General features: G+C 70.7%; 22 protein-coding genes. 18 read left to right on the forward strand and 4 right to left on the reverse strand.

Translation table 11 applies throughout. From position 1 onward, the window contains the following. Positions 1-110: 110 nt before the first annotated feature. The 6 genes from ACIPJ2_RS07590 to ACIPJ2_RS07615 all read left to right on the forward strand — a co-directional run bounded on the left by ACIPJ2_RS07590 (position 111) and on the right by ACIPJ2_RS07615 (position 6,372). The gene (locus ACIPJ2_RS07590) at positions 111-1,154 is read left to right on the forward strand and encodes a LacI family DNA-binding transcriptional regulator (protein WP_402728270.1); all 1,044 of its coding nucleotides are present in this window, start codon (positions 111-113) and stop codon (positions 1,152-1,154) included. Between the two features lie 89 nt (positions 1,155-1,243). Further along, positions 1,244-2,506 (forward strand): extracellular solute-binding protein, encoded by a 1,263-nt coding sequence (locus ACIPJ2_RS07595; RefSeq protein ID WP_402728271.1) that lies wholly within the window; start codon positions 1,244-1,246, stop codon positions 2,504-2,506. A 125-nt stretch (positions 2,507-2,631) separates the two neighbouring features. Further along, positions 2,632-3,465, forward strand: a complete 834-nt coding sequence (locus ACIPJ2_RS07600; RefSeq protein ID WP_402728272.1) for a carbohydrate ABC transporter permease — start codon at positions 2,632-2,634, stop codon at positions 3,463-3,465. Continuing rightward, positions 3,455-4,315 carry a carbohydrate ABC transporter permease gene (locus ACIPJ2_RS07605; protein WP_402728273.1) on the forward strand — a complete coding sequence of 287 codons (861 nt, stop codon included), beginning with the start codon at positions 3,455-3,457 and terminating at the stop codon, positions 4,313-4,315. The genes ACIPJ2_RS07600 and ACIPJ2_RS07605 overlap by 11 nt, the downstream gene beginning before the upstream one ends. Beyond that, positions 4,312-5,625, forward strand: a complete 1,314-nt coding sequence (locus ACIPJ2_RS07610) for a family 1 glycosylhydrolase (protein ID WP_402728274.1) — start codon at positions 4,312-4,314, stop codon at positions 5,623-5,625. Before ACIPJ2_RS07605 ends, ACIPJ2_RS07610 begins: the two co-directional genes overlap by 4 nt. Before the next feature lie 84 nt (positions 5,626-5,709). After that, positions 5,710-6,372 carry a peroxiredoxin-like family protein gene (locus ACIPJ2_RS07615; RefSeq protein ID WP_402728275.1) on the forward strand — a complete coding sequence of 221 codons (663 nt, stop codon included), beginning with the start codon at positions 5,710-5,712 and terminating at the stop codon, positions 6,370-6,372. A gap of 28 nt (positions 6,373-6,400) precedes the next feature. Here ACIPJ2_RS07615 and ACIPJ2_RS07620 read toward each other — a convergent pair whose 3' ends face one another. From ACIPJ2_RS07620 to xylA, 4 genes are all read right to left on the reverse strand, one after another. Beyond that, positions 6,401-7,822, reverse strand: coding sequence for a protein kinase (locus ACIPJ2_RS07620; RefSeq protein WP_402728276.1), 1,422 nt, complete (start codon positions 7,820-7,822; stop codon positions 6,401-6,403). An 85-nt stretch (positions 7,823-7,907) separates the two neighbouring features. Further along, positions 7,908-8,630: a VIT1/CCC1 transporter family protein gene (locus ACIPJ2_RS07625; protein ID WP_402728277.1), complete on the reverse strand. Its 723-nt coding sequence runs from the start codon at positions 8,628-8,630 to the stop codon at positions 7,908-7,910. A gap of 87 nt (positions 8,631-8,717) precedes the next feature. After that, a complete protein-coding gene (locus ACIPJ2_RS07630) occupies positions 8,718-10,190 on the reverse strand; it encodes a xylulokinase (RefSeq protein ID WP_402728278.1) in 1,473 nt (490 codons plus the stop codon). Next, positions 10,187-11,377 (reverse strand): xylose isomerase, encoded by a 1,191-nt coding sequence (gene xylA, locus ACIPJ2_RS07635; RefSeq protein ID WP_281267075.1) that lies wholly within the window; start codon positions 11,375-11,377, stop codon positions 10,187-10,189. Before xylA ends, ACIPJ2_RS07630 begins: the two co-directional genes overlap by 4 nt. Positions 11,378-11,474: 97 nt before the next feature. Here xylA and ACIPJ2_RS07640 point away from each other — a divergent pair, with 97 nt between their 5' ends. The 12 genes from ACIPJ2_RS07640 to ACIPJ2_RS07695 all read left to right on the forward strand — a co-directional run bounded on the left by ACIPJ2_RS07640 (position 11,475) and on the right by ACIPJ2_RS07695 (position 26,510). Then, on the forward strand, positions 11,475-12,671 hold the full coding sequence (locus tag ACIPJ2_RS07640) for a Gfo/Idh/MocA family protein (RefSeq protein WP_402728279.1): 1,197 nt from the start codon (positions 11,475-11,477) through the stop codon (positions 12,669-12,671). Further along, entirely contained in the window at positions 12,668-13,381 is a 714-nt protein-coding gene (locus ACIPJ2_RS07645; protein ID WP_402728280.1) for a ThuA domain-containing protein, read from the forward strand. The genes ACIPJ2_RS07640 and ACIPJ2_RS07645 overlap by 4 nt, the downstream gene beginning before the upstream one ends. Beyond that, the gene (locus tag ACIPJ2_RS07650; RefSeq protein WP_402728281.1) at positions 13,366-14,478 is read left to right on the forward strand and encodes a Gfo/Idh/MocA family protein; all 1,113 of its coding nucleotides are present in this window, start codon (positions 13,366-13,368) and stop codon (positions 14,476-14,478) included. Before ACIPJ2_RS07645 ends, ACIPJ2_RS07650 begins: the two co-directional genes overlap by 16 nt. A gap of 26 nt (positions 14,479-14,504) precedes the next feature. Further along, positions 14,505-15,530 (forward strand): sugar phosphate isomerase/epimerase family protein, encoded by a 1,026-nt coding sequence (locus ACIPJ2_RS07655; protein ID WP_402728282.1) that lies wholly within the window; start codon positions 14,505-14,507, stop codon positions 15,528-15,530. A 266-nt stretch (positions 15,531-15,796) separates the two neighbouring features. Then, positions 15,797-16,804 (forward strand): LacI family DNA-binding transcriptional regulator, encoded by a 1,008-nt coding sequence (locus ACIPJ2_RS07660; RefSeq protein WP_402728283.1) that lies wholly within the window; start codon positions 15,797-15,799, stop codon positions 16,802-16,804. A gap of 91 nt (positions 16,805-16,895) precedes the next feature. Next, positions 16,896-18,191, forward strand: a complete 1,296-nt coding sequence (locus tag ACIPJ2_RS07665) for an ABC transporter substrate-binding protein (protein WP_402728284.1) — start codon at positions 16,896-16,898, stop codon at positions 18,189-18,191. Between the two features lie 96 nt (positions 18,192-18,287). Next, positions 18,288-19,259, forward strand: coding sequence for a carbohydrate ABC transporter permease (locus ACIPJ2_RS07670; RefSeq protein WP_402728285.1), 972 nt, complete (start codon positions 18,288-18,290; stop codon positions 19,257-19,259). Continuing rightward, complete coding sequence (locus ACIPJ2_RS07675) at positions 19,256-20,194, forward strand: carbohydrate ABC transporter permease (protein WP_402728286.1); 939 nt, start codon at positions 19,256-19,258, stop codon at positions 20,192-20,194. Before ACIPJ2_RS07670 ends, ACIPJ2_RS07675 begins: the two co-directional genes overlap by 4 nt. After that, entirely contained in the window at positions 20,194-22,533 is a 2,340-nt protein-coding gene (gene yicI / locus ACIPJ2_RS07680; protein ID WP_402728287.1) for an alpha-xylosidase, read from the forward strand. Before ACIPJ2_RS07675 ends, yicI begins: the two co-directional genes overlap by 1 nt. 102 nt (positions 22,534-22,635) lie before the next feature. After that, positions 22,636-23,832: an ROK family protein gene (locus ACIPJ2_RS07685; protein ID WP_402728288.1), complete on the forward strand. Its 1,197-nt coding sequence runs from the start codon at positions 22,636-22,638 to the stop codon at positions 23,830-23,832. Further along, positions 23,829-24,872, forward strand: coding sequence for an NAD(P)-dependent alcohol dehydrogenase (locus ACIPJ2_RS07690; RefSeq protein WP_402728289.1), 1,044 nt, complete (start codon positions 23,829-23,831; stop codon positions 24,870-24,872). Before ACIPJ2_RS07685 ends, ACIPJ2_RS07690 begins: the two co-directional genes overlap by 4 nt. A gap of 258 nt (positions 24,873-25,130) precedes the next feature. Beyond that, positions 25,131-26,510 carry an MFS transporter gene (locus ACIPJ2_RS07695; protein WP_402728290.1) on the forward strand — a complete coding sequence of 460 codons (1,380 nt, stop codon included), beginning with the start codon at positions 25,131-25,133 and terminating at the stop codon, positions 26,508-26,510. The last annotated feature ends 245 nt before the right edge of the window (positions 26,511-26,755 follow it).

Raw genomic sequence — 26,755 nt, forward strand, 5'->3', positions numbered from 1 at the left:
GGTGCCGCTCCCGGCCGATATCCGGACAGTGCTTGCTTCATCGATTAAGCACGTGCATGATGTGTGTAGTTAATCGATAAAGCGCGTCGTTCCCGAAGGAGGCGACCCCCATGCCGAAGTCCGTCACCCTCAAGGACGTGGCCGCCAAGGTCGGTGTCACGTCCGCCGCCGCGAGCATGGCGCTCGCCGGCCACGAGCGCATCAGCGAGCGCACCCGCGCCGCCGTCAAGCAGGCCGCGGACGAACTCGGCTACGTCCCGAGTTCCGCCGGCCGGGCACTGCGCAGCCAGCGAGCGGACGCCGTCGCGCTGATCGTCCCGAACTCCTCGGCCCACGTCTTCGGCCACCTCTACTTCATGCACGTGCTGACGGGGATGTCGACGGCTGCGAACGCCCACGACGCCCAGGTCATCGTGTCCACGAACGCCGACACCGGCTCCGGCGACGTCGCGTACGAGCGGGTCATGCGGTCCCGGACGGCGGACGGCGCGATCGTCACGAGTGCGGCGATCGACGACGACCACGTGCAGACCCTCGTCGCATCCGGCCTCCCGGCGGTCCTGATCGGCAACTACCCGCACCTGTCCGACGCGGTCACGGTCGGCATCGACGACGTCAGCACGACCGAGCGCCTGGTCGACCACCTCGTCGAGGTGCACGGACGCCGCCGCCTGCTGCACGTCACGGGAACGCTCGACCACCAGACCGGGCTCGATCGACGCGCCGGATTCCTGGCGGCTGCGGAGCGGCACGGCATCGACGACGTGACGGTGATCGAGGGGGACCTGTCCGAGACCTCCGGCGCGGCGGCGATGGAGCAGATGCTCGCGGGCGGCCCCCGCCCGGACGGCATCGTCTTCGCGAACGACGACATGGCGGTGGGGGGCCTGCACACCCTGCGGCGTGCAGGAATCGACGTCCCCGGAGACGTCTCGGTCGTCGGCTTCGACGACTTCGGGCTCGCACGGGTCACCACCCCCGGCATCACGACCGTGCGCGTCCCCGCCGAGGAGATGGCACGCATCGCGACCGAGCGGCTGTTCGACCTGGTCGACCGCCGCGCGGGGACGCCGACCCGGACAGAACTGCCCGTCGAGCTCGTCATCCGCGCGTCCTGCGGATGCGACCCGGACGCCGAGCGCGTCCGCACCTGACCAGCACCACCCGACACCAGCACCACCCCACGCCGCACCACCCCCACAACCCAGCACCACGCAGCAGCAACGCAAAGGAGCGTTCCCCGATGCAGCACACACGCACCACCCTCGCCATCGGCGCCCTCGCCACCGTGGCGGCCCTCACCCTCACCGGGTGCTCTGCCGGCGGCAACGCCAGCACGTCCGGCCCCGTCACCCTGAAGGTCTGGACCGGCTTCACCGGCGGCGACCGCCCCGGCTACGCCACCATCGTCAAGGACTTCGAGAAGGCCCACCCCGACGTCAAGGTCGACATGACCGTGCAGCCGTGGGACACCATCCAGCAGAAGCTCCCGTCCGCATGGCTCACCGGGCAGGGTCCCGACGTCGCGGCGGTCAGCTCCGACCCGAACGCCGTCGCGCAGTACGTCAAGACGAACTCGGTGCTGCCGATCACCGAGACCGGCAGCGGCGACGGCAAGATCAACACGTCCGAGTTCGCCCCAGGCACCGTCAAGGAGTTCACCTACGACGGCAAGCTCTACGGCGTCCCGGCGAACTTCGCCACGCTGAGCCTGTACTACAACAAGAAGCTCTTCGCGGACGCCGGCATCAGCGACCCGCCGACGACCGTGCAGGAGATGGCCACCGACGCCCAGAAGCTCACGACCGGCGGCAAGTACGGCATCGCGCTCGCCGACAACCAGACGATCCAGATGTGGCCCGTCCTGCAGTGGCTCGAGGGCGGCGACATCGTCAACGCGAAGAACTGCAGCGTGGTCCAGACGGACGCCGGGCAGCAGTCCCTGAAGACCTGGGCGGACCTGGTCGCGAACGACAAGGTGAGCCCGGTCGGGCTGACCGGCGCCGAGGCCGACTCGCTGTTCTCGGCTGGCAAGGCCGCGATGGAGATCAACGGTCCGTGGGCGGCCCCCGGCTACAAGTCGGCCGGCATCGACCTCGGCATCGTGAAGGTCCCGGTGGGCGTCGACGGCAAGTCCACCACGCTCGGCTCGATCGCCCCGCTGTCGATCTCCGCGAAGACGAAGTACCCGAAGCAGGCGCAGGAGTTCCTGGCGTACTGGACGTCGAAGACCGCGCAGCAGAAGTTCTCGCTGCAGACCGGCTTCCCGCCGCTGCGCACCGACCTGTCCGACGACGCCAAGCTGAAGGCCGACCCCACGGTGAGCGTCTTCGCCAGTCAGGTGCCCGACTCGCGGCTGTACCTGCCGCACGTGCCGGACGCCACCAAGGTCGACTCCGACGGCTACGTCCCGATGATCGGCAAGATCACCAGAGGCACCTCCGTCGCCGACGCGACGAAGGAAGCCGCGCAGACGATCGACGGCCTCACCGGCTGCAGCAAGTGACCAGTCAACTCACCGGGTCGGCCCCGGCACGCGGCGCGCGTGCCGGGGCCGACACTCCCGGAACCGGACGGGAGGCTCGCCCCACCCGCCGTCGACAGCGGCGGTTCCAGCCCGCTTGGCTCTTCATGGCCCCCTCCCTGGTCATCCTGGGTGCGTTCGTCGTCTTCCCGATCCTGCGGTCGCTCTGGTACTCGTTCTTCGACTGGACGGTCGGTGCGACCTCGCAGCCGTTCGTCGGGTTCGGGAACTACACGAAGCTGTTCCAGGACCCGCAGTTCTGGAACGCCCTGCGGATCACGCTCGAGTACACGATCGTCTCGGTCGTGCTGCTCGTCGTCCTCGGGTTCGTCGCCGCGCTGCTCCTGCAGGAGGACACCCTGGCGAACCGGATCGTCCGGAGCGTGTTCTTCTTCCCGACCATCGTGTCGCTCGTCACGATCGGTCTGGTCTGGAAGTTCCTGCTCGACCCGGACATCGGGCTCGTCGGTGGCATCACCGCGATGCTCGGGCTGCCGAGCGTCGCCTGGCTGCAGTCCACCTCGCTCGCCCTGCCGACGATCATCTTCGTGTCGGTCTGGAAGAGCATCGGCTTCGCGATGATCCTGTTCGTCGCCGGACTCAAGGGGGTGCCGGCGGAACGGTACGAGGCCGCAGAGCTCGACGGCGCGAACCGTTGGCAGACCGTCTGGCGGATCACCCTGCCGAGCATCCGCCCGACCATGCTCTTCACGTCGATGATCCTGACGATCCAGTCGTTCCAGGTGTTCGACCTGGTGTACGTGATGACCGGCGGTGGACCGGTCTTCCACACCGACACGCTCGTGAACCTGCTCTACCGCGACGGGTTCGTCAACTACCAGACCGGCTACGCGTCGGCGATCTCCTGGGTCCTCTTCGTGATCATCATGCTCATCTCGCTCCTGCAGCTGCGCCTCTTCCGGTACGACGATGTCGACTGAGGCCGGCGTCCGCCGGTCCCTGCGACGCACCGGCCTCGCACGCACCGGGTCCCTCGTGAAGTGGGTGTACCTCGGCATCGGACTCGTGTTCGCGCTCGTGCCGTTCATCTGGATGGTCAGCGGGTCGTTCCGCTCCGAGGCCGACCTGTTCGGTCACCCCGCCAGCCTGTTCCCGACGAGCATCACCCTGCACGGCTACACCGGCGTCTGGCAGCAGCTGCCGTTCCTCCGGCTCCTGCTCAACTCGTTCGTCTTCACGGTCGTGACCACCGTGCTGACGCTGCTGTTCGACTCGATGTGTGCGTACGCCTTGGCCCGGATGCGGTTCGTCGGCCGGAACGTGGCGTTCGTGCTCGTCATCGCGACGCTCATGGTGCCGTTCCAGGTGACGCTCATCCCGGTGTTCGTGGAGCTGTTCCACCTCGGGTGGCTCAACACGTACCAGGGGCTCATCATCCCGCGGGCCACCAGCGCGTTCGGCATCTTCCTGTTCCGGCAGTTCTTCGTCGACATCCCGACAGAGCTCGACGAGGCCGCCCGCATCGACGGCGCTGGACACTGGCGGATCTACTGGCAGGTCGTCCTGCCGCTCGCGAAGCCCGCCATCGCCACCGTGGCCGTGCTGAACGGCATGGCGCTCTGGAACGACCTGCTCTGGCCGCTCGTCGTGACGACCTCGAACGACATGCTGACCCTGCCGGCCGGGTTGACGCTGTTCGGCGGCGCACACGTCACCGACCACGCGGTGCTGCTTGCCGGCGCCGTGATCTCGCTGCTGCCCATTGCCCTCGGGTTCTTCTTCGCGCAGAAGTTCTTCGTGGCGGGTGTCGCGACGACGGGGTTGAAGTGACCATCGGGGCGTTCGCGCCGGGGACCTTCACCTTCGTCGCCGGCATCGAGGACACCTGCGTGTACCCACCCGCGCGGTTCGACATGCTGCCGCTCGACGAGCACGAGCTGACCGGGCACGACAACGCGTGGCGGAGCGACCTGGACGTCGTCGCGTCGCTGGGTGCCACGGCACTCCGCTACGGGGTCGACTGGCCGCGCGTGCACCTCGCGCCGGGGGTCTTCGACTGGGCGGTGCTCGACGAGCGACTGTCGTACGCCGCGTCCCTCGGGCTCACCGTGATCGCCGACCTGGTGCACTACGGCACCCCGACCTGGCTCGACGACTCGTTCGCCGACCCGGCCTACCCGGCGGCGGTCGCCTCGTTCGCCGGTGCCTTCGCCGCCAGGTACGCCGGCGTCGTCGACCACCTGACCCCGCTCAACGAACCCATCACGACCGCGTCCTTCGCCGGCCTGCGCGGCGTGTGGCCGCCGGCGCTCATCGGGTGGGACGGATGGACCAGGGTCGTGCTCGGCATCGCGACGGGGTTCCAGCAGTCGGTGGCCGCGGTGCGGTCCGCGAACCCGGACGCCGTGATCGTCCACGTCGAGGCGTCGTCGCTCTACACGACGGACTCGGCGGCGCTCGTCGGCGAAGCAGCGCTGCTCGAAGCGGTCGGCTGGATCCCGACCGACCTCGTCACGGGCCGTGTCACGCCTGATCACCCGTCCCACGACTGGCTCGTCGAGCACGGCGCATCCAGGGCATCCCTCGCCGAACTCGTCGACGGTGCCGTCACGATCGACCTGCTCGGCGTCAACTACTACCCGGACCTCTCGCCGCGCCGCCTCGTCGGGGGAGCGGGCGGCACCGTGCAGCAGGCGTACGACCGCTGGTCCGACGGCCTCGTCGAGTCGCTGACCCGGTTCGCTGATCGGTACGGCCTGCCGATGGTCGTCACCGAGACCTCGATCGAGGGAGACGACGCGGTCCGCGAATCCTGGGTCCGCGACTCGATCGCCGCGGTCCGGACGCTCGCGGCCGCAGGTGTCGACGTCCGCGGGTGGACGTGGTGGCCGGTGTTCGACTTCATGGACTGGTCGTACGCATCAGGCGGTCGGAACGTCGAGGAGTTCGCCGTCGCACCGGAGCTGGTCGCCGACCGGATCGCCGCCGGCGCGAAGACCCCGTTCCTGCGGCGGATGGGGCTCGTCCGACTGGAAGAGCAGCCGGACGGGTCGCTCCTCCGGGTCCCGACCGGTGCTGCCGACGTCTACCGGGAGCTCGCCGCCGTCCGCGACACCGCGCCCGTCGATGACGCTCGATGACGCCGGGCGGTCACCATCCGGGTGAGCCTGCTTATGCTCCGTGGAACGGCCGCGTCGGCCGCGCCTGAACCCGGAGGTCCCGAGATGCCAGCACCGTCCATCGCCACGCAGGTCGACACGTTCAACGAGGGGTTCACCGAGCAGATCGGTCCGGAGCTCTCAGCGGTGTTCGAAGGTGAGCAGGAGGATCTCCGAGCTGCCGGGGTGCCGGAGACGGCCATCGGCGAGGGCGATGTCTTCCCGGACGCCGAGCTCCTGACGGCGACTGGAGACGCGCAGGGCCTGCGGGACGCGCGTGGGGACGGCGTGAGCGTCCTCGTGTTCTACCGGGGCGCGTGGTGCCCCTACTGCAACCTGACGCTCCGGACCTACCAGCAGGAGCTGCTGCCGGCCCTGCGCGAGCGCGGTGTCTCCCTGATCGCGATCTCGCCGCAGACGCCGGAGGCGTCCGAGCAGGCGGTCGCGAACGGCGAGCTCGAGTTCGCCGTGCTGTCCGACGTCGGCAACGCGCTCGCCGAACGCATCGGGATCGTCACCGAGCCGAGTGCCGACGCGCGGCGGGCGCACACCGCGCTCGGGTTCGACGTCGCGGACAGCAATGCCGACGCGACCGCTCGGATCCCGTTCCCGTCCGTGTTCGTCCTCGACGCCGACGGAGTGGTGCGGTTCGCCGACGTCAAGGTCGACTACACCACGAGGACCGAGGTCGCCACGATCCTCGACGCCGTCGAGCGCGCGACGAGGTAGTCGCGACGCACCGGTCGGAGCGTGCTGGTCAGGCCTGGGCGACCGGTCCATCCGGTGCGGGTGGACCGGGCACGAGCGGGAGCGCGTCGCTGGTGGAGCGGAGGGACTCCTGTCGGAGTTCGAGCTGCGCGACCGCCAGCGCCGCGAGGTCTCGCAGGTTCGCGAGGTCGGCCTCGGTCGCGGTCCTGGACCGCGTGTCGAGCACCGCGAGGGTCCCGATCGGGGCTCCGTCGTGCCGCAGCAACGGGACGCTGACGTAGAAGCGGATACCGAGGGGGCCGGTGACGAGCGGGCTGTCGCGCATCTCCGGGTGGGTCGACCCGTCGGGGATCACCACCGGGACCGCGACGGGGGCGAACCCGTTCCGGAAGCTGATGTGCCGGGCGGCGTCGTCCACGCCGTCCGCGATGTACGACTGCGACCACTCCCGGTCCTCGTCGAGCGCCTCGACCAGCGCGATCGGTGCGTCGAAGAGTCGGGCGGCCATGGCGGTGGTGCGCCGGAGGGCTTCCTCCGGCAGGACGTCGAGCGTCGCCGGGCGGTCGCTCTCGGCGGGTCGAGACGACGCGGACGTCGTCGGCTCGACCACGTGGTCGGCGCTCGAGGAGTCGGCGATCACGACGTCCCGGAGCAACGCCACGAGCGCAGCCCCGGTCGGCCGCGATGCGGGGTCCCGCGCGGTCATCGCGGAGAGGAGTCCGCTCCAGTGTGCCGGCAGGGGATCGGGGACCACCGGGTCACGGGACAGCCGGGCGACCGCCGACTCGACGAGCGACCCGGGGAACTCCCGCCGTCGTGTGAAGCACTGGAGCAGGACCAGTCCGAGTGAGTACACGTCGCTCGCCGGTCCGACGTCGGACCCGCTCGCCTGTTCCGGGCTGAGGTAGGCGGCCGTCCCGGTGGTCACGCCGTCGGCCGTCAACCGTTCGACCCCCTCGGCGAGGGCGATCCCGAAGTCGGTCAGGCTGGCCCTGGCGCGGTCCGAGCCGTTGCCGTAGTCCACGAGCAGGATGTTCGACGGCTTGATGTCGCGGTGGACGACGCCGCGCGCGTGGATGTAGTCGAGCGCTTCCGCCATGTCGAAGCCGATCTCGGCGATGTGCCGGGACGCCAGTGGCCCGACGGCCAGACGCGCCTCGAGGTCCTGTCCGGTCACGAGCGCCATCACGATGAACCGGCGGTGGCGGCCCTCGTGGTCGTCGACGACGCCCGCGTCGAGCAGGCTCACGAGGTTGTGGTGCTGCAGGGACGCGAGGACGCCCTGCTCCGTCTCCTGGCGCGCGATGTCGACCGTGCCGGCGTGGAACACCTTCACCGCGACCGGGCGGTGCAGGACCTCGTCCCATGCGCGGTGGACGACGGACATGCCGCCCTGACCGATGACGGACTCCAGGCGGTACCGCCCGGCGAGGAGCGTGGCATCCTGGCCTTGATCGTCCAGCGGGGGCATCGTTCCTCGTTCTCGTTCCGGTGATCGAGATGCATCATCCCATCCCGGAGCCCGCCGGAGCCGCCGCCACACATGGGCCGCGTCGTCAGAGTGCGTGCGCGCCGAGCAGGGTGCCCGCGAGCCACGTCGCCGCCAGGGCTGCAGCGCCACCGATCACGACGCGTGTGGCAGCACGACCTCGGGGAGCGCCGCCGAGCACCGCGCCCGTCGTGCCCGTCGCGGCGAGTGCCAGGAGCACGGCCACGACGATGACGGCGACGCGCACCGACTCCGGCACGAACACGGTCGCCAGGAACGGCAGCAGGCCGCCGGCGGTGAAGGTGGCCGCGGAGACCCAGGCCGCTCGCCACGGACTGACGACCTCGTCCTGTGCGGCCCGTTCCTCGGCGGCGATCCAGTTCTCACGGACCTCCGGGCGACCGAGCTCGGCGGCGATCGACCGTGCCACGTCGTCGGACACCCCGATCGAGCGGTAGGCGGCCGCGATGTCCGAAGGCCCGACCGCGTCGGTCGCCCGACGGGCGGTACGGGCAGCCTGCCCGGTGCGCTGCGCGTCACGGGCGCCGCTCACGGAGACGTACTCGCCGAGCGCCATCGAGACGGCACCGCCGACGAGGGCGGCTCCGCCGGCGGCGAGGACCGGGCCGACCGGTGCGCCGGCCCCGGCGACACCGACCACGACGGCGGCGACGGAGACGATGCCGTCGTTCGCTCCGAGCAGCCCGGCACGCAACCAGTTGAGCCGGGCCGCGTTCGTGGGATCCGCGGGCGACGCGGTCGGCAGTGCGGGAACGGTGGTGGTGGCCATGTCGGACAGCAAAGCACTCCGGACGGCCCATGACTAGGCAGGAAAGGCTGCCCTGACCTGGGGTTTGTCAGGGCAGCCTGTCCTCACTCAGCTGCTCTGGTGATCGACGGCCGCGCGGTAGCGCTCGAGCACCTCGGGATGCGGGTCCGCGGCGACGGTCGTGGTGTCGAGCGCCCAGGACGGCAGGGTCCCGGTGAGCGCCCACGCCGCCTGCTTCGCCGCGCCGGCTGCGACGTACTCGCCCGGTTCCGGCAGGTGCACGTCGCGTCCGAACACCTGCGCGGCGATCGTGCGGACGGCCTCGTTGCGTGCGGCGCCGCCGATCAGCAGCAGCCGCTCGACGGTGACGCCGGTGGCCTCGACGGCCGCCAGTCCGTCGGCGAGTGCGCAGAGCATGCCCTCGACCGCGGCGCGGGCGAGGTGCTGCCGGTCGGTGGTCGCCGGGGTCATCCCGAGCAGGGACGCGGTGGCGTCCGGACGGTTCGGCGTGCGCTCGCCGACGAAGTACGGCACGAGGACGAGGCCGTCGGCGCCGGCCGGCGCCGCCAGCGCCAGGTCGCCGAGCTCGCCGTGGTCGACGCCGAGCAGGCCGCCGATCACCTCGAGCACGCGGGCCGCATTGAGCGTCGTGACGATCGGGAGGCGCGCCCCCGTCGCGTCGGCGAAGCCCGCCACGGTCCCGCTCGGGTCCGCCACCGCGGTGTCGGTGACGCCGAAGACGGTCCCGCTGGTCCCGAGGGACACCGCGACGTCGCCGGGTCCGAGTCCGAGTCCGAGCGCGGCACCGGCGTTGTCGCCGGTGCCCGCACCGACGACCAGGCCGCCGTGGGCGACCCCGCCACCGGGCAGCGGTACGTCGGTGTCGAGTGTGCCCATCGCCTGGTCGGCCTCGACGATCCGTGGGACGAGCACGTCGCCCCCCGACTCGCCGGCGACCCGCATCGACCGTCCGAGGGCGAGCTCGAACAGCTCCGGGTCGTACGCCGTCCGTGCCGGATCCCAGTACGCGGTGCCGCTGGCGTCCGAGCCATCGGTCGCGAGCGCGTCGAGGTCGGGGCCGAGCGGGCTCTCGTCGGCCGGACCGTAGCCGCGCAGCCGCCACGACAGCCAGTCGTGGGGGAGTGCGACCGCCGCGACGCGGCGTGCGCTGTCCGGCTCGGCGTCGCGGAGCCAGCGCAGCTTCGTGCCGGTGAACGAGGCCACCGGGACCAGACCGGTCCTGGTGACCCATGCCTCCCGTCCGAGCTCCTCGACCATCTGCGCTGCCGCGTCGGCGCTGCGGACGTCGTTCCAGAGGAGCGCGTCGCGGATGACGACGCCGTCGGCGTCGAGCACGAGCATGCCGTGCTGCTGGCCGGCGACCGCGATCGCCGCCACGTCGTCGAGCCCGCCGGCGTCCGCGATCGCGGTGCCGAGCGCGTCCCACCAGTGGCGGGGGTCGACGGACGTGCCGTCCGGGTGGGACGCGCGTCCCTCCCGGACGACCGCACCGGTGACGGCGTCGCGGATCGTGACCTTGCAGGACTGCGTCGAGGAGTCGACGCCAGCGACGAGGCTCAACGAGCGCCCATGAGATGCTCGACCGCGAGCTGTTGCAGGCGCACGAAGCCGAAGCCCTTGCCGCCGAAGTACGCGTCGGCGTCGAAGTCCTCGAACGCGGACCGGTCCGCGAGGAACGCGTCGTACGACTCGCCCTCGTCGAGCGTCGGCGTCGACAGCTCGTCGACCTTCGCCGCGGACAGCGCCGCCTGGACCTCGGGATCGGCGCGGAACGCCTGCGCACGCTCCTTGAGGAGCAGGTACATGCGCATGTTCGCGGCTGCGGAGTCCCAGACGCCGGAGATGTCCTCGGTGCGGCTCGGCTTGTAGTCGAAGTGGCGCGGGCCGTCGTACGCGACGCCGCCCTGGGGTGCGCCGTGCTCGAGCAGGTCGACGAGCGAGAACGCGTTCTGCAGGTCGCCGTGGCCGAAGACGAGGTCCTGGTCGTACTTGATGCCGCGCTGGCCGTTGAGGTCGATGTGGAAGAGCTTGCCGGAGTACAGCGCCTGGGCGATGCCGGCGGTGAAGTTCAGACCGGCCATCTGCTCGTGGCCGACCTCGGGGTTCACGCCGAACAGCTCTGGACGCTCGAGCGTGTCGATGAACGCGATCGCGTGGCCGAGCGTCGGCAGCAGGATGTCGCCGCGGGGCTCGTTCGGCTTCGGCTCGATCGCGAAGCGGATGTCGTAGCCCTTGTCGGTGACGTACTGCGCGAGCAGGTCGACCGACTCCTTGTAGCGGGAGAGCGCGGCCTGCACGTCCTTGGCGGAGTCGTACTCGGCGCCCTCGCGACCGCCCCACATGACGAACGTCTTCGCGCCGAGCTCGGCGGCCAGGTCGACGTTCCGCAGCACCTTCCGGAGTGCGAACCGGCGGACCTGGCGGTCGTTCGAGGTGAAGCCGCCGTCCTTGAACACCGGGGCGGAGAAGAGGTTCGTCGTCACCATCGGCACGACGATCCCGGTGGCCTCCAGAGCACCCTTGAGTCGATCGATCTGGGTCTGTCGTTCGGCGTCGGTCGAACCGAACGCGAACAGGTCGTCATCGTGGAAGGTCAGGCCGTAGGCGCCGAGCTCGTCGAGCTTCTCGACCGCCTCGACCACGTCGAGCTGGGGGCGGGTGGGACCGCCGAAGGGATCGGAGCCGTTGTATCCGATGGTCCAGAGACCGAAGGAGAACTTGTCTGCACGGGTGGGCGTCGTCGCCATGGTGGTCACCGTTCGTCGTCGAAACAAAATGTTGCCGCGCCCAACATAAGCGGTAGTGTTGACTCTCGCAAGGACACGATCGCAAGGGAGCGAACGGATGGCACGCAGACCCCTCCGGGTGGCGATGATCGGTCACGGCTTCATGGGAGCCGCCCACTCTCAGGCGTGGCGGACAGCGCCCAGGTTCTTCGACCTCGACGCCGAACCCGAGATGACCGTGGTCGTCGGCCGTGATCCCGACCGGACCGAAGCGGCCCGCGTCCAGTACGGCTGGCAGCACGCCTCGACCGACTGGCGTTCCGTGGTCGCCGACCCGGACATCGACGTCGTCGACGTCGTCTCGCCCGGGTCCTCGCACGTCGAGATCGCCATCGCCGCACTGCAGGCCGGCAAGCACGTCCTGTGCGAGAAGCCCCTCGCCAACACCGTGGCCGAGGCCGAGGCGATGGCCGATGCCGCCCGCGCTGCGCGCGAGCACGGTGTCCGTGCCATGGTCGGCTTCAGCTACCGGCGCGTGCCGGCGATCGCGTTCGCCCGGCAGCTGGTGCAGGACGGGAGGCTCGGGACGGTCCGGCAGGTCCGTGCGCTGTACCTGCAGGACTGGTTGACCGACGAGGACGGTCCGATGACGTGGCGCCTGGACAAGGCGCTCGCCGGGTCCGGTTCGCTCGGTGACATCGGCGCGCACGCCATCGACCTCGCCGAGCACGTCACCGGCGCACGGCTGTCGACCGTGTCCGGCACACTCGAGACCTTCGTGCACGAACGCCCGTTGCTGGCCGAGGGCGTGGGGCTCTCCGGCACGGCGTCGTCCGAACGCGGGCAGGTCACCGTCGACGACGCCGCGTTCTTCCTCGGACGCCTGAGCGGCGGCCGCGCGGACGGGGCGATCGGCACCTTCGAGGCCACCCGCTACGCCACCGGCCGGAAGAACGGGCTGACGCTCGAGGTCTCCGGGTCGGCCGGCGCGATCCAGTTCGACCTGGAGTCGATGAACGAACTCCGACTGTACGAGTCGTCGGCCCCCGCCGGTGAGCAGGGCTCCCGACGAATCCTCGTCACCGAACCCGAGCACCCCTACATGGCGGCATGGTGGCCCACCGGGCACCTCATCGGGTACGAGCACACCTTCAGCCACCAGGTGAAGGACCTGGTCGACGCGATCACGAGCGGCATCGACCCGTCGCCGTCGTTCGAAGACGGGCTGCACGTGCAGCGCGTGCTCGACGCCGTCGAACGCAGCGCCGCCGACGGCAGCAGCTGGACCACCATCGAGCGATCGGCAGGCGAATGAGCGACCAGGACGAGACCACAGGACGCCGCGCACTCGTCGTCCGAGGCGGCTGGGACGGCCACATGCCGGTCGAGACCACCGACGCGATGCTGCCGTTCCTGCGGGACAACGGGTTCGACGTGCACGTGTCCGACTCGACCGCCGTCTACGCGGACGCGGCCGTGATGGACGGCGTCGACCTCATCGTGCAGGTCGTCACGATGTCGACGATCGCCGACGACGAGTTCGCCGGACTGCAGCGCGCCGTGCTCGGCGGTACCGGACTGGCCGGGTGGCACGGCGGCATCGCGGACGCCTTCCGGAACACCGCCGACTACCTGCACATGATCGGCGGGCAGTTCGCGCACCACGCGGGCAAGCACCCGTCGGAGCGCACCGGGGAGCAGTCGGACAACTACATCCCGTACACGGTGCACATCACCGACGCCGGACGGCAGCACCCGATCACGCAGGGCATCGAGGACTTCGACCTCGTCACCGAGCAGTACTGGGTGCTGTCCGACGAGTACAACGACGTGCTGGCGACCACGACACAGGAGGCCCGCGACTTCGACGCGTGGAACCGCCCGGTCACGGCGCCGGCCATCTGGACCAGGCAGTGGGGGCATGGACGCGTGTTCGTGTCCGCTCCGGGGCACCGGCTCGAGGTCGTCGAGTCGCAGCCGCTCCGCACGATCATCGAGAGGGGACTCCTGTGGGCAGCCCGGTGAACGACCGTCCGCTCCGGGTCGGTGTCATCGGCGTCGGCAACATCAGCCGGCAGTACTTCGAGCACTTCCCGGCACTGCGCGGGCTCGAGCTCACGGCGGTCGCGGACCTCGACGTCGACCGGGCGCGGGCCGTCGGCGACGAGCAGGGCGTGCGCGGGACGAGCGTCGACGAGCTGCTGGCAGCGGACGGCGTCGACGTGGTGCTCAACCTGACGATCCCGGCCGCACATGCCGAGGTCGCCACCCGCGCACTCGAGGCGGGCAAGCACGTCTACGGCGAGAAACCGCTCGCGCTCGCGACGGCCGAGGCGGAACCCGTGCTGGCGCTCGCCACCGAGCGGGGCCTCCGGGTCGGCAGCGCACCCGACACCGTGCTCGGGACCGGCATCCAGACCGCCCGTGCCGCGATCGACGACGGGCGCATCGGCGACCCCGTCGGCGCCGCCGTGTCGTGGAGCGCACCTGGTCACGAGCTCTGGCACCCGGCTCCGGCGTTCTACTACCAGCCGGGCGGCGGTCCGCTGCTCGACATGGGCCCGTACTACCTGACCAGCCTCGTGCAGTTCTTCGGCCCGGTCGTCCGAGTCAGCGGGAGCGCCTCGCGCTCGACCCGCGAGCGGACGGTCGCCTCCGGACCAGCCGCCGGCACCGCGATCCCCGTGGACGTCGACACGCACGTCGTCGCGATCCTGGAGCACGCCTCCGGGGTCCTCTCCACCGTCACCGTGTCGTTCGAGGTCTGGGCGACCCGCAGCCCGCTCTTCGAGGTGCACGGCACCGCGGGGAGCCTCGCCGTGGCCGACCCGAACCGGTTCTCCGACCCGGTGTCGATCGCGACTGCCGACGACCGCGAGTGGCGGGAGCTGCCGGTGTCGGCGGGCTACGCCGACGCGGGTCGCGGGTACGGCCTCGCGGACATGGCGCACGCGATCGCCACCGACCGTCCGCACCGCGCGAGCGGCGAGCTCGCGTTCCACGTGCTCGAGGTGATGGAGGCGATCGCCACAGCCGGCCGCGAGCACACCGTCATCGAGGTCCGCTCCCGCGTCGACCGTCCGGCGGCGGTGCCCGACGGCACGGAACCGGACACCTGGTGAACCGGCCGCAGGAGGAAGGAAGCAGCATGACGGACCCGACACGGCCCACTCGGCCGGTCACGCTCTTCACCGGTCAGTGGGCCGACCTGCCCTTCACGGAGGTGGCCAGGCTCGCCGGCGAGTGGGGCTACGACGGACTCGAGATCGCCTGCTGGGGCGACCACCTCGACGTCCGTCGCGCAGCGACGGACGCGGCGTACGTCGCCGAGCTGCGCGCGGTGCTCGACGCGAATGGCCTCGGGGTCTGGGCGATCGCGAACCACCTGGTCGGCCAGGCGGTCTGCGACGATCCGATCGACCAGCGGCACGAGGACATCCTGCCGCCGCACGTCTGGGGGGACGGTGACGCGGAGGGCGTCCGGCAGCGGGCTGCCGAGGAGCTCCGCTGGACGGCCCGTGCGGCCGCGGCGCTCGGCGTGGACACCGTCACGGGGTTCTCCGGGTCGTCGATCTGGAAGACCGTCGCCGGGTTCCCGCCGGTACCGTCCGGCATGGTCGACGCCGGCTACCAGGACTTCCACGACCGGTGGGCGCCGATCCTCGACGTGTTCGAGGAGGTCGGGGTCCGGTTCGCCCTCGAGGTGCATCCGTCCGAGATCGCCTACGACTACTGGACCGCTGCGCGGGCCCTGGAGGTGTTCGCGGACCGGCCGGCCTTCGGCTTCAACTTCGACCCGTCGCACTTCGTCTGGCAGGACCTCGACCCCGCTGCGTTCCTGCTCGACTTCGCCGACCGGATCTACCACGTGCACTGCAAGGAGTCCGTCAAGCAACTCGACGGGCGGAACGGCCGACTCGGCTCCCACCTGCCGTGGGGCGACCCCCGGCGTGGGTGGGACTTCGTCACCGCGGGACACGGCGACGTCCCGTGGGAGCGGGTGTTCCGCGTGCTCAACCACATCGGGTACGAGGGGCCCACGAGCGTCGAGTGGGAGGACGCCGGCATGGACCGCCTGGTCGGCGGCCGCGAGGCGCTCGAGTTCGTCAGGCGCCTCGGCACCATCGCGCCGCCGGACGCCTCCTTCGACGCCGCCTTCTCGCAGCGGCGCTGATGTCGCCCGACGTCCCGCGTCGCACCGCGCTCGTCGTCCGCGGTGGCTGGGACGGGCACCAGCCTGTCGAGACCACGACCTGACGCCTGGTGACCTCGCGATCGTGAGAACGCATTTGTTGCCGAGAACCACAAAAGGCTTGCGGTCGGCACCGCCGCCCTGTTAGCGTCGCCGTCGCAGGTTGTCGAAGCGCTTCGCTTCGACTTGGGAGCTCCGTCAGGGAACGACCCGGCCGACCGCAGATGACGAGCACGAGGGGGTGCGGGATGGTGACGATCAACGAGGTGGCGAAGGCCGCCGGCGTCTCGATCTCGACCGTCTCGTACGCCCTCTCCGGGAAGCGGACGATCTCCGCCACCACCCGCGCCCGCATCGACCGCGCGGTCGCGGAGCTCGACTACCGTCCGAACGCCGGAGCCCGCATGCTCGCCGGTGCCCGCACGGACATCCTCGCGCTCTCCGCGCCGATCCGGCCGGACGCGCACCTGCCGACCCACATGCGGTTCGTCACCGCGGTCGTCGAGGCCGCTCGGGCACACGACGACGACGTCCTGCTGCTGGCACGCGACGACGAGGTGACCGGCATCCAGCGGGTCGCGCACTCGTCCCTCGTCGACGGCGTCGTCGTCCTCGGGGTCTCCACCGACGACGAACGCGCCGACGTCGTCCGCGCATCGGGCGTCCCCGCTGCCTTCGTCGGCGTGCCGGGCGACACCACCGGCCTGACCTGCATCGACCTCGACTTCGCCGAGGCCGGCCGGGCATCCGTCCGGCGGCTCGTCGCCGACGGACACCGCAGCATCGGCGTGGTCGGGCACCCGGCGACCTACGTCGAGCGGCACACCGGCTTCATCCGTCGCTTCGCGGACGCGTTCGACGACGAGTGCCGTGCGTCCGGGGTCGCCACCGTCGCGCACTACCCCTCCCTCGACCGCGCCGACCAGCGTGCCGCCGCGGATCGACTCCTCGCGGAACTGCCCGACATGACCGCGCTCGTGTTCCACTGCAACGAGCCGGTCGTCGACACGGTCCTCGCACATCTGGCGTCCCGTGGCATCCGTGTCCCGGACGACCTGTCGGTGCTCGCCGCCTGCGCGAGCTACGACACCACGGTGATGGACACCCCGCTGTCCACCATCCCGCTCCCGCTCGAGGAGATGTGCCGCGGCGCCGTGGAGCGCACCGTCCGCCAGGTCGACGGGACGCACGAGCCCGGCGTGACCCTCATCCCGCCACGGTTCACCGACCTCGGCAGCATCCGCCGGATCGGGTGAGCCCACCCCACCGAACGCGTTGCTCGACGTGCATCGTCGAAGCGCTTCGACAACCACCGAGAACCACCGACCCCTACAAGGAAGTAGCGACATGAAGAAGTCCCGTGTGCTCGGCGCCCTCGCCGGGCTGGCCGCGGCCGCAGTCGTCCTCAGCGGTTGCTCCGCCGGCGGCGGCAGCGCCGCCGAAGACGGCAAGACCCTCAAGCTCTGGCACTACGAGTCCGAGGACTCCGCCATGGGCAAGGCCTGGAAGGAGTCCATCAAGGTCTTCGAGCAGGAGACCGGCGCGAAGGTCGAGTTCCAGGAGAAGAGCTTCGAGCAGATCCGCAAGACGGCCAGCCAGTCGCTCAACTCCGACCAGGCGCCCGACCTCATCGAGTACAACAAGGGCAACGCCACGGCCGGACTGCTCGCCAGCCAGGGCCTCCTCAGCCCGCTCGACGACGCGGTCAAGCAGTACGGCTGGGACGACAAGCTCGCCAAATCGCTGCAGACCACCGCGCGCTACGACGACAAGGGCGTGATGGGCTCCGGATCCTGGTACGGCGTGCCCGACTACGGCGAGTACGTCGAGTTCTACTACAACAAGGAGCTCTTCCAGAAGTACGGCGTCGAGGTCCCGAAGACCATGGACGACCTCGAGTCGGCCATGGCGACGTTCCAGGCAGCAGGCGTCACGCCGCTCGCCGAGTCGGCGGCGGAGTACCCGCTCGGCCAGCTCTGGTACCAGTTGGCGCTCCAGAAGGCCGACCGCGACTGGGTCGACGACTACCAGCTGTACAAGAACCCGGTCGACTTCTCCGGCAAGGAGATCAGCACCGCGACGAAGACCGTCCAGGACTGGACCGACAAGGGCTACATCTCGTCCGACTCCACCGGGATGAAGGCCGAGGACGCCGGGACCGCGTTCATCAGCGGCAAGTACCCGATGTTCTTCTCCGGCTCGTGGTGGTACGGCCGCTTCACCACCGAGATGCAGCAGGACTGGGGCACGTTCCTGTTCCCGGGTGCCGAGATGTCGCCAGGCTCCTCCGGCAACCTCTGGGTGGTCCCGACCAAGGCGAAGAACAAGAAGCTCGCCGAGCAGTTCATCGACATCACCCTGCGTCCGGAGATCCAGGCGATCATCGGCAACAACGGCGGGGTCCCCGTCGCGGCGGACGAGTCCGACATCACGGACCCGAAGAGCAAGGAACTCATCGCCAACTTCAACACGCTGACCGAGCGTGACGGCCTGGCGTACTACCCGGACTGGCCCACGTCGACGTTCTACGACCAGCTGAACGCGGGGCTCCAGAGCGTGGTCAACGGCAGCAGCTCCCCGTCGAAGGTCGACGACGAACTCGGCCAGCAGTACGCGGACGGCGTCAAGGCCGTCACGGGCTGACCCGGCCTGGAGGCACGGTGCGGGTCCGCCCCGCACCGTGCCCCCGCCACCCCCACCACACCAGAACACCCATCACTTCCGGAAGGGAAGCCCACCATGGCATCCAGTCCTCCCGTCACCGCGCCCCGGCGGCGCGGCCGCCGGCCCGCCGACGTCGGCGCCATCATGCCCTCGAGCGGTCGTGGCAGCTACTGGTTCTACCTGCTGCCCGGGTTCGTCCTGCTCGCAGCGATCATCCTCGTGCCGCTCGGCTGGAACGTGTACCTGTCGTTCACGAACTACCGGGGCATCCTCCCGCCGCAGTGGACGGGCCTCGACAACTGGCGGCGGCTGATGGCCGACGGGCAGTTCTGGATCTCCTTCCGGAACAGCATCGCGATGATCCTCGCGATGGTGATCGTGCCGACGAGCCTCGGTCTCGTCCTCGCCGCCGCGCTGTTCGACGTGATCGGCAAGAAGTTCGGCGGGCGGCTCGCGAGCTTCCTCCGCGCGACCTACTACCTGCCGCAGATCCTGCCGGCCGTCATCGCGGCGATCGTCATCGGCTGGATCCTCCGGCCGGAGAACGGCGCCCTCAACGTCATCCTCGACGCGGTCGGGCTCGGCGGTCTCCAGCACAACTGGCTCGGCAGCCCGGACACGGCGCTGCTCTCCGTCGCGGTCGTGCTCGTCTGGGTGCAGATCGGGTACCCGGTCGTGGTGTTCATGGCCGCCCTCCAGCGCGTCGACCCGGAGCTCTACGAGGCGGCAGAACTCGACGGCGCCGGCTGGTTCCAGCGCTTCCGTGCGATCACCGTGCACATCATCCGGCCCGAGATCTTCGTGGTCGTCCTCACCTGCACCATCGCTGCGCTGAAGGTCTTCGGACCGGTGTACGCGCTGACCGGTGGCGGCCCGGGCAACGCGACCATCGTGCCGAGCTACTACTCGTACAGCCAGTTCTTCCAGGCGCAGCAGGTCGGGTACGGCGCGACGATCGCCACCGCGCTCACCGTCGTCATCGTCATCGTCGCCATCGCGTTCATCGCGGCCCAGAACCGGGCCGAGCGGAAGGAAGAAGCCCGATGACCGGGATCGTGTCAGCACCGACGACCGAGGCGGCCTCCGCGACGGACGCGCGCCGAGCCTCCAGGCCGACCGCCGGAGGCCCCACGCGCCGGAAGAGCGCCGGTGAGGGCGGGCGCAAGCGCCCGGCCGATTGGATCGTCCTGGCGGGCGGCATCGTCATCGCCGTCCTGATCGCCGCGCCGTTCCTGCTCATCCTGCTCAACTCGTTCAAGACGCCGGCGGACTACGCGGCCGGTGGGCCGCTCGCGTGGCCGGCGCACATCTCGTTCGACGGCATCACCACGTTCTGGAACCGCGTCGACTTCCCGCTGAAGCTCTGGAACAGCGTCTTCATCAGCGGCTCGGTCGCGATCCTCGCGGTGCTCATCTCGATCCTCAACGCCTTCGCGATCGGGATCGGCCGGGTGCGGTACCGCACCTGGATCGTGGTGCTGTTCATGCTGGCGAACATGCTCCCGCAGGAGGTCCTGCTCTACCCGCTCTACATGATGTTCAAGGGCATCGGACTGTACGACAACGTGTGGAGCGTGATCATCGTCTTCACCGTGATCCAGTCCGCGTTCGGGACGTACCTGCTCTCGAGCGTGTACGGCACCTTCCCGAAGGAGATCCTCGAGGCGGCCGCGCTCGACGGTGCCGGCCGCTGGCGGGTGCTGTGGCGCGTGATCGTGCCGATCAGCCGCCCGACGCTGTCCGTCCTGCTCATCTTCTTCTTCATCTGGACGTGGAACGAGTTCCTCATCCCGCTGACGTTCCTCGTCAGCAACGACAACCAGACGGTCCCCGTCGCGATCTCCCTGCTGCAGGGGGACCGGCTGATGGACGTCACCACCACGAGTGCCTCGGCGCTCCTCGGGCTCATCCCGACACTCGTGTTCTTCCTCATCTTCCAGCGCACCCTCGCGCGCGGCATCACGGCAGGAGCGGTCAAGTAATGAAGTTCACCGACGGGTTCTGGCAACTCCGACCCGGCGTCCAGCCCCTGTACGCGCAAGAGGCCCACGACATCGACGCGGTGCACGCCCCGTCAGGCGACCGCCTCGTCGTCACCGCGCCGACGAAGGTCATCGAGTCACGGGGGGACACGCTCAACCGGCCGACGCTCACCGTCACGCTGTCGAGCCCCATGGAGGGCGTCGTCACCGTCCGCGTCGAGCACTTCCGGGCTCCGCGGCCGGAGCTGTCCTTCGACCTGGTCGGGAAGGAGCCGGGGCACGGGACGGCCACACTGACCGACGGTGTCGGGACGCTGACGTCCGGGGACCTCTCGGCCGTGGTCACCCCGGGGGCGCCGTGGGACCTCCGGTTCCGGTCCGGCGACCGCGAGCTGACCGGCAGCGGCCACAAGTCGCTCGGCCACGTCACCCTGGCGCCCGGGGCCGAGGTCTCCCGCGGGGTCGTCGGCAACGCACGGGTGCAGGGCGCGGACGCGCCGACGTCCTCGACGTTCGTGCACACCCAGCTCGACCTCGGGGTCGGCGAGCTGGTCTACGGGCTCGGCGAACGGTTCGGTCCGCTCGTGAAGAACGGCCAGACCGTGGACATCTGGAACGCCGACGGTGGCACGTCGAGCGAGCAGGCCTACAAGAACGTGCCGTTCTACCTGACCAACCGCGGGTACGGCGTGCTCGTCGACCACCCGGGACACGTGTCGTTCGAGGTCGGCTCCGAGGCGGTCGAGCGCGTGCAGTTCTCGGTCCCCGGGGAGTCGCTCGTGTTCCACGTCATCGGCGGCGGCACCCCGGCCGGGGTCATCGAGCGCTACACCGCGCTCACCGGCCGGCCGGCGCACGTGCCGGCGTGGTCGTACGGCCTCTGGCTGTCGACCTCGTTCACCACGGACTACGACGAGGCGACGGTCACGTCCTTCGTCGACGAGATGGCCGCGCGCGACCTGCCGGTGAGCGTGTTCCACTTCGACTGCTTCTGGATGCGCGAGTTCAACTGGTGCGACTTCGAGTGGGACCCCCGGGTGTTCCCCGATCCGACCGGCATGCTCGGCCGGCTGCACGACAAGGACCTGCGCGTCTGCGTGTGGATCAACCCGTACATCGGACAGCGCTCCTCGCTGTTCGACGAGGCGGCGGCGGCCGGGTACCTCGTGCAGAACCCGGACGGCACCGTCTGGCAGTGGGATCTCTGGCAGGCCGGCATGGGCCTCGTCGACTTCACGAACCCGGACGCGAAGGCCTGGTACCAGGGCAAGCTCCGCGCGCTCGTCGACCAGGGCGTCGACTGCTTCAAGACGGACTTCGGCGAGCGGATCCCGCTCGGCGTGACGTGGGCGGACGGCAGCGATCCGGAACGCATGCACAACTGGTACACGCAGCTGTACAACGAGGCCGTGTTCGAGGTCCTGGAAGACGCCCGCGGCGCCGGTGACGCCGTGCTCTTCGCGCGCTCGGCGACCGCCGGCGGCCAGCAGATGCCGGTGCACTGGGGCGGCGACAACACCTCGTCGTTCCCGTCGATGGCGGAGACGCTCCGCGGCGGGCTCTCGCTCGCGCTGTCCGGCTTCGGGTTCTGGTCACACGACATCGGCGGGTTCGAAGGACGCCCAGACCCCGCGGTCTTCAAGCGCTGGGTCCAGTTCGGGTTGCTCTCCTCGCACAGCCGCTTCCACGGCAGCAGCTCCTACCGCGTCCCGTGGGCGTTCGACGAGGAGGCGGTCGAGGTGACCAGGGCGTTCACCCGCCTGAAGCTCCGCCTGATGCCGTACCTCTACGGGCTCGGGCTGCAGGCGTCGGAACGCGGGCTCCCCGTCATGCGACCGATGCTGCTCGAGTTCCCGGACGACCCGACGGCGGCGTACTGCGACCGGCAGTACATGCTGGGGTCCGACCTGCTCGTCGCGCCCGTGTTCAGCGAGTCCGGCGACGTGCAGTACTACCTGCCGGCCGGGTCGTGGACGAACTGGTTCACCGGCGAGGTCGTCTCCGGCGGGGTGTGGCGCACCGAGCGGCACGGGTTCGACACCCTGCCGCTGTGGGTCCGCGGGGGAGCGGTGCTGCCGCTCTCGACCCGCACGGACCGGCCTGATCACGACTACCTGGCGGCGCTCGAGCTCCGGGCGTTCCCCGCAGGGACGACCGGCAGCGTGGACGTCCGGGTGACCGCACCCGACGGGCGGTCGGAGGTCTGGACGGTGTCCACCGTGTCGGGGGACGAGTCGTCGGTGTCGGCCACCGGTCCGGTACCGGACGGGTGGCGGCTGTCGGTCGCCGACGGCCCGACCACCGAGGCGGACGGTGGTGTGGCGCGGCTTCGGTACTGATTTGTTGCGCGGCACCACAAAAGGCTGGCGGGAACGCCGGTGCCGCGCCATGATGAGAGCAGGGACCTGGAGCAACCGCGGACGGTCGACCGGAAGGGCACCATGCAGCGCGACACACCGGCCGGCGGCAACCGGAACACCGCGCGCGTGCTCCGACTCGTCCACCAAGAGGGGCCGCTCACCCGCGCGGACCTGACGCGCGCGACCGGCCTGAACCGCTCCACGACCCTTGCGCTCGTCGGGGAACTCGTCGAACTCGGCCTGGCCTCCGAGACCGAGGACGGCGCGGCCACCGGGGTCGGGCGACCGAGTCCGGTGGTCCGTGCGTCGGCCGACGTCGTGGCGGCCGCCGTCACGGTGGAGATCGACGCCGTGACGGTGGCCATGGTCGGCCTCGACGGCAGCATCCGGTCCCGGGTCACCGAGCACACCGACGACCGACCGACCGCCGACGAGGCCGTGCAGATCGTCGCGAGGCTCCTGGACGACCGCCCCGCGCGCCTCGTGGGGGTCGGCGTCTCGATCCCCGGCACGGTCCGCGTCGAGGACGGTCTCGTGCGGGACGCGCCGCACCTCGGCTGGCGCGACGAGCCGTTCGCCGCGCCACTCGCCGCCGCGACCGGCCTGCCCGTGCGCGTCGCGAACGACGCCAACCTCGGTGCATGGGCGGAGCGCCTGTACGGATCCGGCCGCGGGGTGTCCGACCTCGTCTACCTGAACGGCGGCGCGAGCGGCATCGGCGGCGGGGTCATCAGCGCCGGTCAGCCGTTGAGCGGCGCGGACGGGTACGCGGGGGAGCTCGGCCACACCTTCGTCGCGGACAACGGGATCCGCTGCCACTGCGGCGCCATCGGCTGCCTCGAGACCGAGGCGTCGCGTGCGGCGCTCGTCGCCGTGACGGGCGTGCCGGCGGACGACCTGCCGGCGCTCGCCGAGGCCCTCGCGGCCGGCGGCCCGGAGGTCGACCGCGTCGTGGACCGGCAGGTGGCCGCGTTGGCGACCGGCCTCCGCAACGCCATCCACACCGTCAACCCCGAGGTGGTCGTGCTCGGCGGGTTCCTCGGGGTGCTGCTCGGTCACGTCGGGGACCGCGTGCTCGAGGCCGTCCGAGCACAGTCGATGGCCGCGATGGTGGACCGGGTCCGCATCGTGGCGGCCGAACTCGGATCGGACGTGCTGCTCCGCGGCGCCGCCGAGATCGGGTTCCGTGAGCTGCTCGACGACCCGGCCCGCATCCACGCCCTGACGGAGCGACCGACAGCACGTCCATCCGAACGACAGAAAGCGGGTACCCCGTGACCACGGACCAGCAGACCCAGCGCGTCAGCGTCCTCCTCGGGCAGGACGACCTCACGATCGAGGACCGCCCCGTGCCCGCCGTCGACCCGGGCGACGTCCTCGTCGAGGTCGCCGCCGTCGGCGTGTGCGGCTCCGACGTGCACTACTTCCGACACGGGCGCATCGGGGACTTCGTCGTCTCGTCGCCGCTCGTCCTCGGCCACGAGCTCTCCGGCACGATCGTCGCGGTCGGCGACGGCGTCGACCCCGGCCGCGTGGGGGAGCGCGTCGCCGTCGAACCGCAGCGTCCGTGCCACCGGTGCGCGCAGTGCCTCGCCGGGCGGTACAACCTCTGCCCGGACATGCGCTTCTACGCCACACCCCCGGTCGACGGCGCCTTCGCGGGCTTCGTCACCATCGAGGCCGAGTTCGCGCACACCCTGCCCGACTCGGTGTCGTTCGAGGCCGGTGCCCTGCTCGAGCCGCTCTCGGTCGGGATCGCCGCCGTGCGGAAGGCCGGGATCGTGCCGGGGTCGTCCGTGCTCATCGCCGGTGCCGGCCCGATCGGGATCATCTGCGCGCAGGCGGCCAAGGCCTTCGGCGCGACCCGGATCGTCATCAGCGACCTCGTCCTCGAACGCCGTGAGCGCGCGCTGTCCTACGGCGCCACCGAGGTCGTCGACCCCACCGTGGTCTCCGTCGCCTCGGACATCGCGCCCGTCGACGCCTTCATCGACGCAAGCGGTGCGCCACGTGCGGTGTCGGACGGCATCAAGGCGGTCGGTCCAGCAGGTGCCGCGGTGCTCGTCGGACTCGGGAACTCCGAGATGACGCTGCCCGTCGAGCACATCCAGAACCTCGAGGTCACCGTCACCGGAATCTTCCGGTACACGGGCACGTGGCCGGTCGCGATCGGGCTCGTCGCATCGGGGCAGGTCGACCTCGACTCGCTCGTCACCGGACGGTTCGGGCTCGACCAGGTCCGCGAGGCGCTCGAGAGCGACACCGACCCGGACTCCCTGAAGTCGGTCGTCTACCCGAACGGCGTCCCCGCCGCCTGATGCGCAGCGCCCACCCATCGGACGGGAGGCTCGGTGCGAGCCCGCCCCGAGCCTCCCGTCCGGAGCGTGACCGGTCACGACACACCGCGTGCGTGCCGCCGTGCGGTCGGTGAGCGTCGCTGGGCGACGCCCTGGCCGACGGTCCTCGACCGGTCGGCGGACCTGAGCGGGGTGTCTCGACCGCTCGCGACCGGTCGTCCGGCACGCGCCCCGGAACGGGGGCACCGGCGGGACACCAGGACGCGCTACGGTTCGCCCATGACCGTCGTGCCCCCGCCGCAGCGCACCGATCGTCGCGCCCTCGTCTCCTGGGCGCTCTGGGACTGGGGCTCTGCTGCGTTCAACGCCGTCGTCACCACGTTCGTGTTCAGCACGTACCTGGCGAGCCGCGCGTTCGTCGACCCGGCCCTCGTCGCGGCCGCGGACTCCTCGACAACCGCGGCTCGTGCCGTGGAACGCGAGCTCGCCCACAACGCCGCCGTGGTCTCGACGGCCCTCACGATCGCCGGCATCGTCGTCGCGCTGGTCGCACCCGCCGTCGGCCGGCTCGCGGACTCGTCCGGACACCGCCGGCGGTCGGTGCTCATCGCCACGATCGGCGTCGCGCTGTCGATCGGAGCCATGGTGTGCGTCGCACCGAGCCAGCCGTACCTGGTGCTCGGTGCAGCGCTCATCGGCATCGGGACCGTCGCGTACGAGATCGCCTGCGTCGGCTACAACGCCATGCTCGGCCAGGTCGCACCGGGTCCCCGGACCGGCCGGGCATCGGCGATCGGCTGGGCGGCGGGCTACTTCGGCGGCATCGTCCTGCTCGTGCTGCTGCTCGTGCTCTGCATCCAGGACTTCGGGGGCGGTGACACGGCCGGGCTCCTGAACCTGCCGGCGACCGTCGCGTCCGGGCAGTGGGACGTCCGCGTGGCGATCGGCATCGCCGCGGTGTGGCTCGCGGTGAGCTCGATCCCGCTGTTCCTCGTCGTCCCCGAGGCGGAGCGCGCGCCCGACCGGCGCGGGAACCTGTTCTCCGCTTACCGTGACCTCGGCCGGGACATCGCGCGGCTCTGGCGCGGGCGCCGGAACGTGCTCGCCTTCCTCATCGCCAGCGCGGTGTTCCGCGACGGCGTCGGCGCGGTCTTCACCTTCGGCGGCATCATCGCCGCGCAGGTGTTCGGGTTCAGCGCGTCCGGCGTCATCATGTTCGCGATCGTCGCCAACGTCGTCGCGGGCATCTCCACGGCGCTGTCCGGCCGGCTGGACGACCGGTTCGGCTCCCGGGCGATCATCATGGTGTCGCTCGTCGGGCTGGCGGTCTGCGGCCTCGCGGTGCTGTTCGTCGGCACGGCGCAGATCGGCTTCTGGGTGCTCGGCCTGGCCCTGTGCATGTTCGTCGGGCCCGTGCAGTCCTCGTCGCGGGCGTACCTGGCGCGGCTCGCGACCCCCGGCCGCGAGGGCGAGCTCTTCGGCCTCTACGCCACGACCGGGCGTGCTGCTGCGTTCATCGCCCCGGCGATGTTCGGCATCGCGGTGACGATCGGCGGTTCAACGCGCTTCGGCATCATCGGCATCGTCGTGGTCCTGGTCGCCGGCCTCGTGCTGATGGCCTTCGTCAAGCGCGAGGACCCCGTCGCGCCCGCCGCGTAGGTGGTCGATTCGCGCGTAGGAGGTCGAATCGCGCGTAGGTGGCCCAATTTTCCGACCCCCTACGCGCGATTCCGCTTTTCATCGCGCGTGACATGGGTGCGAACGCACGCACGGACGGGGGGGGGGGGGGGGGGGGGGGGCCCCCCCCCCCCCCCCCCCCCGGGGGCGCCCCCCCCCCCCCCCCCCCCCCCCCCCCCCCCCCCCCGGCCCCCCCCCCCCCCCAACCCAAAAACCCCCCAAAAAAA

This window comes from Curtobacterium sp. NPDC090217 (assembly GCF_044746705.1).
Classification (GTDB): Bacteria; Actinomycetota; Actinomycetes; order Actinomycetales; family Microbacteriaceae; genus Curtobacterium.

What these genes read in the sequence shown, in the direction of transcription:
- ACIPJ2_RS07590 (WP_402728270.1), top strand. Translation starts at nt 111, where the DNA reads ATGCCGAAGTCCGTCACCCTCAAGGACGTGGCCGCCAAGGTCGGTGTC.
- ACIPJ2_RS07595 (WP_402728271.1), top strand. Translation starts at nt 1,244, where the DNA reads ATGCAGCACACACGCACCACCCTCGCCATCGGCGCCCTCGCCACCGTG.
- ACIPJ2_RS07600 (WP_402728272.1), top strand. Translation starts at nt 2,632, where the DNA reads ATGGCCCCCTCCCTGGTCATCCTGGGTGCGTTCGTCGTCTTCCCGATC.
- ACIPJ2_RS07605 (WP_402728273.1), top strand. Translation starts at nt 3,455, where the DNA reads ATGTCGACTGAGGCCGGCGTCCGCCGGTCCCTGCGACGCACCGGCCTC.
- ACIPJ2_RS07615 (WP_402728275.1), top strand. Translation starts at nt 5,710, where the DNA reads ATGCCAGCACCGTCCATCGCCACGCAGGTCGACACGTTCAACGAGGGG.
- ACIPJ2_RS07620 (WP_402728276.1), bottom strand. Translation starts at nt 7,822, where the DNA reads ATGCCCCCGCTGGACGATCAAGGCCAGGATGCCACGCTCCTCGCCGGG.
- ACIPJ2_RS07625 (WP_402728277.1), bottom strand. Translation starts at nt 8,630, where the DNA reads ATGGCCACCACCACCGTTCCCGCACTGCCGACCGCGTCGCCCGCGGAT.
- xylA (WP_281267075.1), bottom strand. Translation starts at nt 11,377, where the DNA reads ATGGCGACGACGCCCACCCGTGCAGACAAGTTCTCCTTCGGTCTCTGG.
- ACIPJ2_RS07640 (WP_402728279.1), top strand. Translation starts at nt 11,475, where the DNA reads ATGGCACGCAGACCCCTCCGGGTGGCGATGATCGGTCACGGCTTCATG.
- ACIPJ2_RS07645 (WP_402728280.1), top strand. Translation starts at nt 12,668, where the DNA reads ATGAGCGACCAGGACGAGACCACAGGACGCCGCGCACTCGTCGTCCGA.
- ACIPJ2_RS07655 (WP_402728282.1), top strand. Translation starts at nt 14,505, where the DNA reads ATGACGGACCCGACACGGCCCACTCGGCCGGTCACGCTCTTCACCGGT.
- ACIPJ2_RS07660 (WP_402728283.1), top strand. Translation starts at nt 15,797, where the DNA reads ATGGTGACGATCAACGAGGTGGCGAAGGCCGCCGGCGTCTCGATCTCG.
- ACIPJ2_RS07665 (WP_402728284.1), top strand. Translation starts at nt 16,896, where the DNA reads ATGAAGAAGTCCCGTGTGCTCGGCGCCCTCGCCGGGCTGGCCGCGGCC.
- ACIPJ2_RS07670 (WP_402728285.1), top strand. Translation starts at nt 18,288, where the DNA reads ATGGCATCCAGTCCTCCCGTCACCGCGCCCCGGCGGCGCGGCCGCCGG.
- ACIPJ2_RS07675 (WP_402728286.1), top strand. Translation starts at nt 19,256, where the DNA reads ATGACCGGGATCGTGTCAGCACCGACGACCGAGGCGGCCTCCGCGACG.
- yicI (WP_402728287.1), top strand. Translation starts at nt 20,194, where the DNA reads ATGAAGTTCACCGACGGGTTCTGGCAACTCCGACCCGGCGTCCAGCCC.
- ACIPJ2_RS07685 (WP_402728288.1), top strand. Translation starts at nt 22,636, where the DNA reads ATGCAGCGCGACACACCGGCCGGCGGCAACCGGAACACCGCGCGCGTG.
- ACIPJ2_RS07695 (WP_402728290.1), top strand. Translation starts at nt 25,131, where the DNA reads ATGACCGTCGTGCCCCCGCCGCAGCGCACCGATCGTCGCGCCCTCGTC.